11 protein-coding genes are annotated in these 12,417 nt (G+C 41.3%); 6 read left to right on the top strand and 5 right to left on the bottom strand.

Going from position 1 to position 12,417, the window contains the following annotated elements:
- Nucleotides 1–71: 71 nt before the first annotated feature.
- Together nosZ and V7121_RS04090 are read right to left on the bottom strand one after the other, a co-directional pair.
- Nucleotides 72–1,940: a Sec-dependent nitrous-oxide reductase gene (nosZ, locus tag V7121_RS04095; RefSeq protein WP_335497383.1), complete on the bottom strand. Its 1,869-nt coding sequence runs from the start codon at nucleotides 1,938–1,940 to the stop codon at nucleotides 72–74.
- Nucleotides 1,941–1,957: 17 nt separating this feature from the next.
- Complete coding sequence (locus V7121_RS04090) at nucleotides 1,958–2,410, bottom strand: cytochrome C (RefSeq protein ID WP_335497384.1); 453 nt, start codon at nucleotides 2,408–2,410, stop codon at nucleotides 1,958–1,960.
- A 236-nt stretch (nucleotides 2,411–2,646) separates the two neighbouring features.
- On the opposite strand from V7121_RS04090, the gene V7121_RS04085 reads away from it, so the two are divergent.
- Complete coding sequence (locus V7121_RS04085; RefSeq protein WP_335545815.1) at nucleotides 2,647–3,390, top strand: Crp/Fnr family transcriptional regulator; 744 nt, start codon at nucleotides 2,647–2,649, stop codon at nucleotides 3,388–3,390.
- Nucleotides 3,391–3,426: 36 nt separating this feature from the next.
- Here the strand turns inward: V7121_RS04085 and bshB2 are convergent, their stop codons facing one another.
- The 3 genes from bshB2 to pdxK all read right to left on the bottom strand — a co-directional run bounded on the left by bshB2 (nucleotide 3,427) and on the right by pdxK (nucleotide 5,559).
- The gene (gene bshB2, locus V7121_RS04080; protein ID WP_335497387.1) at nucleotides 3,427–4,098 is read right to left on the bottom strand and encodes a bacillithiol biosynthesis deacetylase BshB2; all 672 of its coding nucleotides are present in this window, start codon (nucleotides 4,096–4,098) and stop codon (nucleotides 3,427–3,429) included.
- A gap of 33 nt (nucleotides 4,099–4,131) precedes the next feature.
- Nucleotides 4,132–4,479, bottom strand: coding sequence for a YojF family protein (locus tag V7121_RS04075; RefSeq protein WP_335497389.1), 348 nt, complete (start codon nucleotides 4,477–4,479; stop codon nucleotides 4,132–4,134).
- Between the two features lie 234 nt (nucleotides 4,480–4,713).
- Entirely contained in the window at nucleotides 4,714–5,559 is an 846-nt protein-coding gene (pdxK, locus tag V7121_RS04070; protein ID WP_335497391.1) for a pyridoxine/pyridoxal/pyridoxamine kinase, read from the bottom strand.
- Nucleotides 5,560–6,139: 580 nt separating this feature from the next.
- Between pdxK and fdhD the strand changes: the two genes are divergently transcribed.
- The 5 genes from fdhD to V7121_RS04045 all read left to right on the top strand — a co-directional run bounded on the left by fdhD (nucleotide 6,140) and on the right by V7121_RS04045 (nucleotide 12,415).
- The gene (fdhD, locus tag V7121_RS04065) at nucleotides 6,140–6,916 is read left to right on the top strand and encodes a formate dehydrogenase accessory sulfurtransferase FdhD (protein ID WP_335497392.1); all 777 of its coding nucleotides are present in this window, start codon (nucleotides 6,140–6,142) and stop codon (nucleotides 6,914–6,916) included.
- A gap of 79 nt (nucleotides 6,917–6,995) precedes the next feature.
- Nucleotides 6,996–9,983, top strand: a complete 2,988-nt coding sequence (gene fdnG / locus V7121_RS04060) for a formate dehydrogenase-N subunit alpha (RefSeq protein ID WP_335497429.1) — start codon at nucleotides 6,996–6,998, stop codon at nucleotides 9,981–9,983.
- Nucleotides 9,983–10,807, top strand: a complete 825-nt coding sequence (locus tag V7121_RS04055; RefSeq protein ID WP_335497394.1) for a 4Fe-4S dicluster domain-containing protein — start codon at nucleotides 9,983–9,985, stop codon at nucleotides 10,805–10,807. Before fdnG ends, V7121_RS04055 begins: the two co-directional genes overlap by 1 nt.
- Complete coding sequence (locus V7121_RS04050) at nucleotides 10,800–11,519, top strand: formate dehydrogenase subunit gamma (RefSeq protein ID WP_335497395.1); 720 nt, start codon at nucleotides 10,800–10,802, stop codon at nucleotides 11,517–11,519. The genes V7121_RS04055 and V7121_RS04050 overlap by 8 nt, the downstream gene beginning before the upstream one ends.
- 86 nt (nucleotides 11,520–11,605) lie before the next feature.
- A complete protein-coding gene (locus V7121_RS04045) occupies nucleotides 11,606–12,415 on the top strand; it encodes a formate dehydrogenase accessory protein FdhE (protein WP_335545813.1) in 810 nt (269 codons plus the stop codon).
- Nucleotides 12,416–12,417 lie beyond the last annotated feature (2 nt).

The raw sequence follows: 12,417 nt of genomic DNA, 5'->3' as shown, positions 1-12,417 counted from the left end.
ATCGCCTTTATTTTGGGATCTCGTTTAACAGAGAAGGGTATCAATCGCTAGAATTGATACCCATCAACTAATTATTTCTTTGGTTTGACAAGGAAGTAACCGTTCATTTCCTGGTGTAGTGCAGAACAGAAGTTTGTGCAATAAAGTGGGTAGGTTCCGGCTTTATTAGCGACAAATTCCATGGAGTTTGTTTGTCCAGGCTGAACTTCCATGTTTAAGTTATAGCTGTTGATGGCAAATCCGTGTGTAATATCCTCATCGAAATCAATATTGGTCAAATGAATGGTCACGTGATCCCCTTCATTTACCTCGATCACATCAGGACGTTTTGCTTTTGCATCAAAAATGAACTTCGAGCGCATTGCAATACCGTAGACATCGACTTTGTTGCCATTGCGGACGATTTTCGTATCGCTCTGCTTGTAAACTGCTTCTTTATTCTTTGGATCTTTCGGATAGACGTTAATGGTTTTAATCTTATCTGCTTTAATCATTTGTGCATAGTGTGGTTCTGGATCTACTGGTGCAGATTGGATGACCTTCATCTTGCCGCTGATATCAATTAACTGCATCGATTCAGGGTGAGATGGTCCAACTGATAAGTAACTGTCTTTGGCAATTTTATTTAAAGCAATGAGCCATTTTCCATCCGGTGCTACTGTGTCACCTTCTGTAGCAACAGAGTGTCCTGGAGAATATTGAACAGGGACACGGTCTAACGTTTCACCTGTTTTTGGATTCCATTTCACAACCTCAGAAGAGATGAACATCGTTGTGTAGGCCATGCCTTTGTCATCAAATTGTGTGTGTAGCGGTCCTAATGCATTTTCAGGGTTTACTTCTCGTTCCATGACTGATTTGTAATTTAGGACAGGAATCCCGTTACGTTCCCCTGCGAAGTCTTTGTTTGCTACCGCCTTAAAGGCTTTTTCAAATGAGAATACAGTCATCGTAGGTGCTAATTTACCAGAAGCGATAAATTGCTTACCGTCAGGTGTTACATCGACACCATGTGGTGATTTGGCAACAGGAATTAAATATATTCCGCCTTTTTGCTTTTCAGGGTAAATCATTTTTTGACCGCCTACATTTTCGTACTTGCCTTCCTTGACCATTTTCGCAAGCTCTTTCCAGTTGAAAAGAACGATGTAGTCACGATCCGCTTGAGATGCGTTTATTTCAAGGTTTGTGGTTGCCTCTTCAGTATTGTAGGTCGACATTACGGCCCAATCAGCTGAGCTCTTTTTACCCGCATCCGAAAGGTCATAGGACCATGGCGGAAGAGCTACTTGATAAGCAATACCTAGCTTTTGATTCTTTTCATTAAAGGTTACAGCTGACATAACGCCGCGGTACTGATCGCTAAAGTTGTCAAGTGACTCATATTTTTGACCGACCGGTACAGCGAATCGAGTTGGTAAGAACATGTACTCTGTATTTTCTGTTACAAACGCTGCACAGTGTGGACCTGCTGTATTTGGTACCTGAATGATATCTTTGGTTGTAAAGGTTTTAAGATCGACCACAGCGGCACGGCTGTTTCCTACATCAGTGGCAAACATATATTTACCGTCATAGTCACCTTTTGTTTCGGAGAAGGCCGGATGGTGCAGGTCTCCCCATGTATAGTCACCCATCATTTTCTTAGAATGTTCATCGAAGCCATAGCCTGTGGCAGAATCCTGTGAAAATACCGGGATCGTTCTGATTTTCCGCATCGAAGGAACCCCATAAATAAACATTTGACCTGAGTGGCCGCCTGATGCGAATAAATAGTAATCATCTTTTTGACCGAATGGAACATACACCTTTTCTGCATCGCTTTTTGTGGTTGAAGCGGCTTCAGTATTTGTCTTTGTTGATGAGAAATCAGCAAATGAGATCGTTGCCGCGACAAACCCCGCTAACAGACCCGATGCAATCGGAATCCATTTTTTCATTACATACACCACCTTTATTATTTTTCAGAAGCTTCTTTAAGTAGATCTAACACTTGCTTACGTTCTTCATCAGATAATGGATTTTTGCCAATGACTCCTGACATAACTGCAGAGGTAGGCGCTTTTAGGAATTCTTCAATTGGCTTGCCATGTTTGCCTTCTACGTTAACAAATGCTTGGGATAGGTCTGGCCCTACGGCACCGCCTTTAATATTTAATGCTTCAACACTGTGGCAGCCTAGGCAGCCTTTCTTGTTAAGGATGTTATCCTCATTCGCAGAAACGGTTGCTGCTTCTTTTGAATCAGTAGCTTCTTCTTTGGCAGTAGCTGTTTCTGTCGCTTTTGTTGTCTCTGTTTGTGCCACTTGAGGCTGTTTTTCGGAATCCCCCATGATTACGCCAAACACTAAGTAGCCCAGACCAAAGCCAAGTAATGCACAGACTACAAAACTAATAATGGCTTTATTCACTTTTTTCCCTCCCTTTATATCTATCAACAATTTCATCCTAAACGCTTACAAGATAGAAAAGTGTGACCTACCGCACATCTTTTTTTGGAGTTTTGAACGTTTTGTGAAAAAGCATGTTGGTGTGAGCTTTGAAAAAATGAACATTTTGTGAATTTCGTCACTACATCATGGGACAGAGTTCTTTACAATAGAAGGTAAGTAGATTAAAAGGAAAATTTGATCAGGGTGGTGAGAGGATGAATCAAGTCGAATGTGTAAAAGATCCCAATTTAGCGATTTATCAAGGATTGAGCCAAGCGGATTTACTTCGGAAAATTGTTATTTTCAAGAATTTATCACAAAAATCGCTAGCGATTATTGTGCAGAGGATTCAAACGCTTGAGTTGAAGAAAGGGGAGCAGATTATTTCTGAGACTGAGGTGGCTAAGGGGGTTTATTTCGTTCATTCAGGTGCAGTGAAACTAACCAAGCAGGATGAGAGCGGCAATGAAATCATTGTTTGTGTGAAGCAAACAGGGGATGTATTTGCAGAGGCCTGTTTGTTTACCAAAGTGTCAGAATACTATCCGGCCACAGCCACCATGCTCCAGGATGGAAAGATCTTATTTTTGGATAAGCAGGAGCTGGAGCGGGACTTGTACAACTTTCCGGAACTATCATTGCAAATGATTAGCTATATGAGTGATGCCTTGCGGGAAATGACCTCCCAATTAAGAGATGTAGCACTTCTCGATGTCTATGCCAAGACCGTAAAAACATTAGAGCGTCTCGGAAATAAATTTAATAATGGACTGAATCGATGGGACATAGAGATACCCTTGACCATTCAGGAATTTGCAACCGTTGTAGGCACCACCAGGGAAAGTGTGAGCCGGGTTTTTTCCAAATTAAAAAAAGATGGCATTATCGACATGAAATCGAGGAAAATCATTATCCGCGATTGGTGCACGCTTTGCACCTTGCTTCATCGGGAATATTAAATAGAAAAAAAGCCCTTCATTATGAGGGCTTTTTGTTTACTTATCAAATTGATATGTCCAAAACCGTTCGTTATTGATCCACTTCATTACTTGTGGGTCTTGATTTTTTAACTTCTCTTCCATCCCAATAAACATCTGTTCGGTTTGCGAACGGTGTGCTTGGATGGCTGCCATTTTTGTTTCGGTAACAGGGCTAATATCATTGAGGATATCAGGTTCCCCTAGTTCGTCAACACAATTTTTTGAGAAAGCAACACAGTGTAAAGTCGGCCGCACGTCGTCACGTATTTTTTCAACCGCACGAATGACCGCCGCACCAGTGGCATCATGGTCTGGATGAACGGAATAACCTGGATAAAAGGTAATGATTAGCGAAGGATTTACTTCCTCAATCAAAGCTAACATCCTATTTGCCAGTTTTTCTTCATCTTCAAATTCAATCGTTTTATCACGGTATCCTAGCATGCGTAGGTCTTGTATACCTAATACACGCGCAGCTTCCTTCAATTCTTCTTTTCTAATTTTTGGCAGGTTTTCACGATTGGTAAAGGGGGGATTCCCCATGTTGCGTCCCATTTCACCTAAGGTTAAACAAGCATAGGTGACAGGGGTGCCGTTCTGCACATGGGTCGCAATAGTTCCAGACACTCCAAATGCCTCGTCATCAGGGTGAGGGAAAACGACCAATACTTGGCGTTCTTTTTCCATAAATCATTCTCCTTTCAGGCCTTGCTTGCCTCATTATTCAAAAGGGGTGCTGGAAATCTCCAGAGCAACCGCAAGTTTTCCATCATGATCATGACCCGCTAAAAGCAGGTGATTGTCTTCATCAATTTCGTAATGAGTAATGCCTTCTGCATAAATCCAGCCAAGGTTGATTTTTAAACCGACTCGATATGGGCCATTCCCTGTAATTTTTCCTAATTCATAACGGACTAGCGCGTTGCGGATGAAGGCACCGGCTGAAAAGAAGGATTGATCGTTATGTGAGGCATAGGCGCCATTCGTCGTTTCAAGGTGGATGTAGACATCTTTATTGGTAAAGCTGTTGATGGCAGCCTGTGCACCTTTTACATCAATAGGTTCCAAAGTTTGCTGCCTCCTTTCCCTCCATAATAGAAGATTTAAGTCTCATCTCTATTGTAGTTAATAATGTAACTATCATACTAAAATTAGGTAAAAAATGCGAAATACATGCTTGAAAAGCGCAAGCGCTTTGTTCAGCTCACGACAGGTCTGGAGATAGACAGTAAACTAAGCTCAAAGACCTAACTACCAAACAAAAAAGAGTCGATCAACCGATCGACTCTTCTCATCTTTTCCTTATTCAACACAGTCCTCACAATACTCTGTGACAGCTTTTGCGCCGCTGCGGTAGGCACCGTGCCAGGTTGGTCCGACGTATTCGTTTAAACAGAACCCCTGCTGGATGGCTGCAGTAATAAATTCTTTCGCCACATCGACAGCATCATAAACAGATTTTCCTTTGGCTAGTTCTGCTGTAATGGCTGAGGAGTAAGTACATCCCGCACCGTGTGTGTAAGTGGTTTTAAACTTTTCAGACTCGTACAGCATAAATTCTTTTCCATCATATAAAAGATCAACGGCCTTTTCTTCTGATTCGAGCTTGCCGCCGCCTTTGATTAAGACAAATTTTGCACCCTGCTCGTGGATCTTTTCGGCCGCTTCCTTCATTTCTGCAACTGTACGCGGTGTTTTCATACCTGCCAGCTGTCCTGCTTCAAATAGATTTGGGGTCACCACTAAGGCACGCGGTAATAGAAACTCGCGCATTGCATCCGTTGTTTCTGGATTTAAGACCTCATCTTCCCCTTTACAAACCATTACCGGGTCAATCACGACTCGTTCTAGCTTGTTCTCATCAATTTTTCGAGCCGCTAATTCAATAATTTCAACCGTACCAAGCATTCCTGTTTTCATCGCATCGATGCCAACCGAAAGAATTGTTTCTAGTTGAGTCTCAAGCGTATCCAGGGCAATCGGGAAAACATTGTGGTGCCAGTGGTTCTTTGGATCCATCGTCACAATCGATGTCACCGCCGTCATTCCGTAAACGCCCAGTTCCTGAAATGTCTTTAAATCTGCTTGTAATCCAGCCCCACCGCTCGTATCAGAGCCCGCAATCGTCAATACTTTATTGATCGTCATATGTACTCCTCCTTGGTATCTAAAACCTCTTATTTATTATAGAACATTTTAGAAAAATTAACAGAAATCTGTATGAACTTGACCTGAAATTCGTTTTTAGGAATGTCTGTGAGTTTAAATAGTCTGTTGATTGGAGGAAATGAACAGACAAGTTTAGCACCATATTAAAGGTGTTGTTGACAGAAAAATGACAAATCCATCATTTGTACTATTTACACGCATTTATAGTGATAAATGTTACTTTCGGATGACAGTGACGGCAGTAAGATATTAACAAAAGGCTATGCATGGAAAGGATTTAATTAGTGAAAACGTTTTCAAACAGCAAATAATTACTTTAATGACGGTGGTTAACTAACCTGTTCAAAAAATTGTCGAAAGAACGACACAAATATGAAATGAAATAGACAAAGTACCGCCATCATTGTGTGAAACAAATGTAATAGATTGATAAATGAATACAAAGACCTACTGTTAAGTAGGGTACTTTATTCCAAAGTGATAAATATCGCTGAGCACAGTAACTACAATTCTTACAATTATTAAATGATGAAGTATTTCCTGAAGAGGAGGGAAAACAATGAACCGAAAAGGTTGTCCCGATGAATATCCTATTTCCTTACTAATAAACGGGAATGAAATTGCCGTTTTTCAACTAACTAAATACAACCTAGACGATTGGACATATGGATATTTGTTTTCTGAAGGATTCATTCAGGATGCAAATGATATTGAGTCTATTGCAATCAATGAGGAATTAAGCACAATCAACGTATCACTCCGCAATGAATTTGACGGTGAGCAGTTTTTTTCCAAAAAGAAACATTACACAGCTGGCTGCGGCCGCGGGGTTACGTTTTTTTCGATGACAGATGTGAAGAACTTTGAAAAAGTCACATCAAACGTTAGCTTTGAATTAAGCTATCTATTAAAAAAGAGAAGTGAATTTGCGCAGAAGTCAGAATTATATCTTGAAACGGGCGGTATGCATGGGGCCTGTATTATTGCAGAAGACGGCAGTATGACGATTCGTGAGGATATTGGAAGACACAATGCGGTTGATAAAATAATTGGTTACGCTGTCAAAAATCACCTGCAGCCAGAGCGGTTAATATTACTAACAACCGGCAGGGTTTCATATGAAATGCTTTCAAAAGCAGCGAAATTTGGTTTTCCAGTGATTGGTTCGCGGACTGCTGCCACCAAGCAGGCCGTGCAATTGGCTAAATATTTAAACATAGAAGTAGTTGGCTATTTACGTGGAAAGATGGCATCAATCTATACTTCAACCGGCAGAGTCACTAACGATGTAACTGTCGAGTCTGAATTACAGACCGCCATTGAAGGGGGGAATTAACAACACCATTCAATGAGAGCAACAAAGGAATAGAGAGAAAAAGGGATGTTCTAATCAAAATTTGGGAAGGAGAATGATGATGGTTGAATTAAACCTGAATCGTCGGCAATTTTTAAAGCTATCAGGCGCGACAGCTGCCACACTAGCCGTTGTTGAACTGGGCTTTAATGAGAAAAAAGCCTATGCGAAATCAAAGGACTTTAAAATTGCCAAAGCTACTGTAACACCAACCATTTGCTGCTTTTGCGGTGTAGGATGCGGAATCCTTGTTCACACCAAAAACAACACAGTGGTTTATACGGAGGGGGATCCGGATAACCCAATCAACGAAGGTAAGCTTTGCAGTAAAGGTACAACTTTAAGACAACTTTACACTTCTGAAAAGAGAATGACAAAACCGCTTTATCGTGCCCCTGGCAGTAGCAAGTGGGAAGAAAAAAGCTGGGAATGGATGCTTGACACCATTGCCAAGCGTGCAAAAGACACTCGTGATGCTTCATTTGTGGTAGAAGAGAATGGAATAACAGTTAATAAAACTGAAAAAATTGCCAGCCTCGGCGGCGCGGCACTTGATAACGAAGAAACATATTTAGTGTCAAAATTAATGAGAGGGCTTGGTGTCACGTACTTAGAGCACCAGGCACGAATATGACATAGTTCTACGGTTGCCGGTCTGGCACCTTCATTCGGTCGTGGCGCAATGACAAACCATTGGAACGACCTACAACACACGGATTGTGCACTTATTATGGGCGCAAATCCTGCTGAAAACCATCCAATCAGCTTTAGATGGTTAACAAAAGCGAAAGAAAATGGCGGAAAAATTATCAGCGTGGATCCACGTTATACACGTACTTCTGCGGTATCTGATATTTATGCACCACTTCGTTCAGGTTCAGATATTGCCTTCATGGGCGGTATGATTAAATATGCAATCGACAACAATCTTTTCCATAAAGATTATGTTGTTAACTATACAAATGCTTCGTTTATTGTGGCAGACACCTTTAGCTTTAATGATGGTCTTTTCTCAGGTTATGACGAAGCTACTCGTACGTATGATAATACCAAATGGACTATTGCAACAAATGAAGATGGAACTCCGAAAAAAGATCCATCATTGCAAAACCCGCGTACTGTCTTCCAATTAATGAAACAGCACTATTCTCGTTATGATGTCGATACAGTTTCTGGTGTGACAGGAACACCGAAAAAAGATTTATTAAACGTTTATAAGACCTTCTGTGCTACAAGTCAAGTTGGTAAAGCCGGAACAATCCTTTATGCAATGGGTACAACCCAGCATACAGTTGGTTCACAAAACGTACGTGCATTTGCCATCATCCAAATGCTATTAGGTAACATGGGTATTCCGGGCGGTGGAATTAACGCGATGCGCGGAGAGTCAAACGTACAAGGTTCAACAGACTTTGGTTTATTATGGGATAACCTTACAGGTTACCTTGGGGCTCCAAAAGCAAGCGTACCTGAGCATGCGACATTAGCGGGCTATTTGGCAAAAGAAACACCGCCAACAGGTTTCTGGAGCAACAAACCAAAATTTGTGGTCAGCTTATTGAAGGCTTGGTACGGGGATAATGCTACAGATAAGAATGAGTTCGGTTATCAGTTCTTACCTAAAGGCAACAAAAACTACTCGCACATCAACTTATTTAAAGCAATGTACAACAAGGAACTAGAGGGTGCTTTCCTTTGGGGAACCAACCCAGTTGTCGGTGGTCCAAATGCGGGTAAAGAAAAAGAAGCATTAGGCAATCTAAAATGGATGGTAGCTGTTGACCTTTGGGAAACAGAAACTGCTGCATTCTGGAAGAAAGAAGCGGGCAGTGATCCATCGAAAATTAATACAGAAGTATTCTTACTTCCTGCATCAGCTTCTTTTGAAAAAGAAGGAAGTGTTTCAAACAGCTCACGCTGGATGCAATATCGCTGGAAAGCAATCGATTCAAGGGGCGAAGCTAGACCAGACCTTGACATCGTTCATGAACTAGCACTTAAACTTAAAAAGCTTTATGCTAATAGTCCAAAACCTGCCGATAAGCCATTCTTAGCTCTTACTTGGGACTATGGAACAGGCGAGGCACCGGACCTTGATAAGGTCGCTAAAGAAATTAATGGATATGACTTAAAAACTGGTAAACTACTTCCAGGCATTTTAGCAATATTAGATGACGGAAGCACTTCAAGCGGCAACTGGATTTATGCAGGCTTCTATCCTGAAGAGGGTAAAAACAGATCAAAGAGCCGTGATAATACAGATCCAGGATCACATAATTACCTTAACTGGTCGTACGCATGGCCTGCAAACCGCCGTATTCTTTACAACCGTGCTTCTGCTGATCCAAGCGGTAAGCCATGGAGTCAAGAAAAAGCAGTTATCTGGTGGGATGCAGCAGCGAAGTCTTGGGTTGGTAATGATGTCCCTGACTTTAAAGCAGTTCTTTCACCAAGTGAACCAGGTGGTACTGGTGCCTTCATGATGAATAAAGATGGTGTCGGTTTATTGTTCGCACCAACGATGAAGGATGGTCCATTCCCTGAACACTATGAGCCATTTGAAAGCCCAGCTAAAAATAAGTTCTCATCTGTGGAATTGAACCCTGCTGTTGTCATTAACGATGGCGACTTTAACAAAAAAGGCTTCAAGGTTGACTACCCAATTATTGCGACTACTTACCGTGTCGAAGCACACTGGCAATCAGGTTCAATGACGCGTAACCAAGAGTGGCTTTCTGAGATTGCTAGATATATGTTTGTTGAAATCAGTGAAGAGCTAGCTAAAGAAAAAGGTATTAAAAATAAAGATAAAATCATCGTTGAATCGGCACGTGGCAAGATCACAGCTTATGCAATGGTAACAAAACGCTATAAACCATTTGAAGTTAATGGTAAAAAAGTGCATCAAGTAGGGATGCCTTGGAACTTTGGATACAAAGGATATGCAACTGGAGATATTGCAAACCGTCTAACTCCACATATCGGGGATGCCAACACAATGATTCCGGAATATAAAGCATTCCTCTGCGACATAAGGAGGGCTGACTAATGGCTGAATTTGTAAAATATGTTGACGTAACCAGATGTGACGGCTGTAAGGCATGTATGGTGGCTTGTAAAAACTGGAATGACCTTCCGGCAGAAGTAACGGAATTCCAAGGAAGTGTTCAATCACATTCTAAAACAAGTGCGGATACATGGAACGTGCTTCAGTATATTGAACACGAAAATGGCAAGGGTGATTTGGAATATCTTTTCCGTCATTCATCTTGTATGCATTGTAAGGAAGCAGCCTGTGAAAAGGTTTGCCCGGAAAATGCGATTAGTTATTCTAAATTTGGCTCGGTAGTTATTGATCACGATAAGTGTGTAGGCTGCGGCTATTGCGTGGAAAACTGTCCGTTTGAAGTGATTTCCTTAAAGACTTACAAAGATAAAAATGGTAAAGAATATAAAAAATCACAAAAATGCACCATGTGTACGGATCGTCTAGAAGAGGGCCTACAGCCTGCCTGCGTAACAACTTGTCACACAGATGCCATGCAGTTTGGCAAAAAAGACGAAATGCTTGCAAGAGCACAAAAACGTTTAGCACAAATTAAAGACCGTTTCCCTAATGCGAATATTTATAATCCGCAAGGGGTTGGCGGTACGCACACAATTTATGTGCTGGCTGAAAAACCAAGCGTTTATGGGCTTCCAGAAGCACCTAAGGTACCAACATCTGCGGTTGTATGGAAAGACTATGCACAGCCAATCGGTAAAGCGATGATTGGGGCAACAACAATGGCTGTTGTCGGGGCATTTATCACGAATAGTATTATCAGTAAAAGAAATAATCATGACGAAGATGGAGGTGGCAGCCATGAGTAATTATCAGAAGCATCCTAAAGCAAATGAGCAAATTAGACGTTTTCCAAAGGCGTTTGTTTGGGCGCATGCTATAAATGGGCTTGCATTCTTTGCTCTATATATCACGGCTCTGCCAATGTATACCGAATTCTTTGATTGGCTTTATCCGGTTTTGGGCGGCCCAGCTAATGCCCGGTTATTACACCGAATCTTTGCGGTCGTATTTATCTCGCCTACCTTCATCTTGCTGGTTTTTAGTCCGAAGTTCTTTTTCCACTGGATGAAAGAATTAATCACATGGAAAAAGCGAGATCTTCAATTTTTCACTGAATTTGTTAAAGAATTATTTGGCTTTAATTTTAAGCATATCCGCCAAACCTTCTTTAACGCCGGGGAAAAAATTAACTCAGTGATCCAGATTTTCTGTGCTATTTTGGTTATTGCTTCAGGTTTCACAATGTGGTTCCCAGATTTCTTCCCAAGAGCACTTGTGCAATGGGGATATTTCCTTCATAACGTCGGTTTCGGACTAGGAATTGCTGTTATCGTTGGTCACATCTATCTATCTGTTGTTCATAAGCATTCTAGACCAGGATACTCTGGTGTTGTTACGGGAAAAGTACCTGCATGGTGGGCAAAAGGCCATTATCCTGACTGGTATGACGAAGAAGTCAAAAAAGGCAACTTCCCTAACCTAGACGATCCAAAGCATAAGAAGAATAAAGGCGCATAATACCGCTCAATTTTGATAAAAAAAAGAAATGGCTGTCGCACTATAGACAGCCATTTCTTTACTAAATGAAAGAGGTGCACCATCATATGATAAAATCCGTTGTTTCAAAAGAATATCAGGATCTTCAAAAGGAAATAGTCTTACTTCAAGATAAGTGGAAGCAACAGATGAATCCAGCAACAATTACAACAAACCTAGATAAAGCATCCATAGAAGCAGGAGTGCCAGCTATCGCTTTGACGTCTATTAATTTTGAGATTTCCCTATTTGTACAGTGTGTAGAGGAAATAAATTCCATATTAATAAACTATGACCCTCAGCTTGAATCAAAACTTGCAGGCATTAGCAGTCTTTTAACAGACGAAACGGTGACCCGGTGGATTGAGGAGACAGTTTCCTTCAACCATCTCTATTTTGTCAATTTTGCAGAAGAAAATGGCTTAGAAGAATGGATTCCACATTTCCTTGCAGAAACGGCATTTCGTCCTTATTTACAAAAAGTTGCTGAAATAGTCCAGCCTGAAATTACCCACGGTATTCCTGGTGCCGGATGTCCAGTGTGTGGCGAACCTGCCCGTTTAGCCACCATTGAAGAAGATGGCAAAAAAATGATCCAATGTCCACGCTGCCTTGTTAATTGGAATGCGAAACGCTTAGAGTGCGCTCATTGTGGCAATGAGGACCATAAAACCATTAAGTTCCTAACAATTGAAGGCGATGCAGTATCGCAAATTCAGGTTTGCGAAGAATGTAACGGCTATATTAAAATTATTGATATCCGCCAATATATTGAAAAACCATCGGCGGCCCTGCTGGATTTGAACTCCATCCACTTGGATTATGTGGCACAGGACAATGGCTATCATGCGGTTGGTGAGAAAGAAGAGATCAATTAAGA

Origin of the sequence: Neobacillus drentensis (assembly GCF_036962125.1) — a bacterium.
GTDB classification, from domain to species: Bacteria; Bacillota; Bacilli; order Bacillales; family Cytobacillaceae; genus Neobacillus; species Neobacillus drentensis_B.
The sequence above is the reverse complement of the archived record's forward strand: the minus strand, read 5'-3'. Positions and strand labels throughout refer to the sequence as shown.

What these genes read in the sequence shown, in the direction of transcription:
- pdxK (WP_335497391.1), bottom strand. Translation starts at nt 5,559, where the DNA reads ATGACGATCAATAAAGTATTGACGATTGCGGGCTCTGATACGAGCGGT.
- fdhD (WP_335497392.1), top strand. Translation starts at nt 6,140, where the DNA reads ATGAACCGAAAAGGTTGTCCCGATGAATATCCTATTTCCTTACTAATA.
- V7121_RS04085 (WP_335545815.1), top strand. Translation starts at nt 2,647, where the DNA reads ATGAATCAAGTCGAATGTGTAAAAGATCCCAATTTAGCGATTTATCAA.
- V7121_RS04045 (WP_335545813.1), top strand. Translation starts at nt 11,606, where the DNA reads ATGATAAAATCCGTTGTTTCAAAAGAATATCAGGATCTTCAAAAGGAA.
- V7121_RS04050 (WP_335497395.1), top strand. Translation starts at nt 10,800, where the DNA reads ATGAGTAATTATCAGAAGCATCCTAAAGCAAATGAGCAAATTAGACGT.
- bshB2 (WP_335497387.1), bottom strand. Translation starts at nt 4,098, where the DNA reads ATGGAAAAAGAACGCCAAGTATTGGTCGTTTTCCCTCACCCTGATGAC.
- V7121_RS04055 (WP_335497394.1), top strand. Translation starts at nt 9,983, where the DNA reads ATGGCTGAATTTGTAAAATATGTTGACGTAACCAGATGTGACGGCTGT.
- nosZ (WP_335497383.1), bottom strand. Translation starts at nt 1,940, where the DNA reads ATGAAAAAATGGATTCCGATTGCATCGGGTCTGTTAGCGGGGTTTGTC.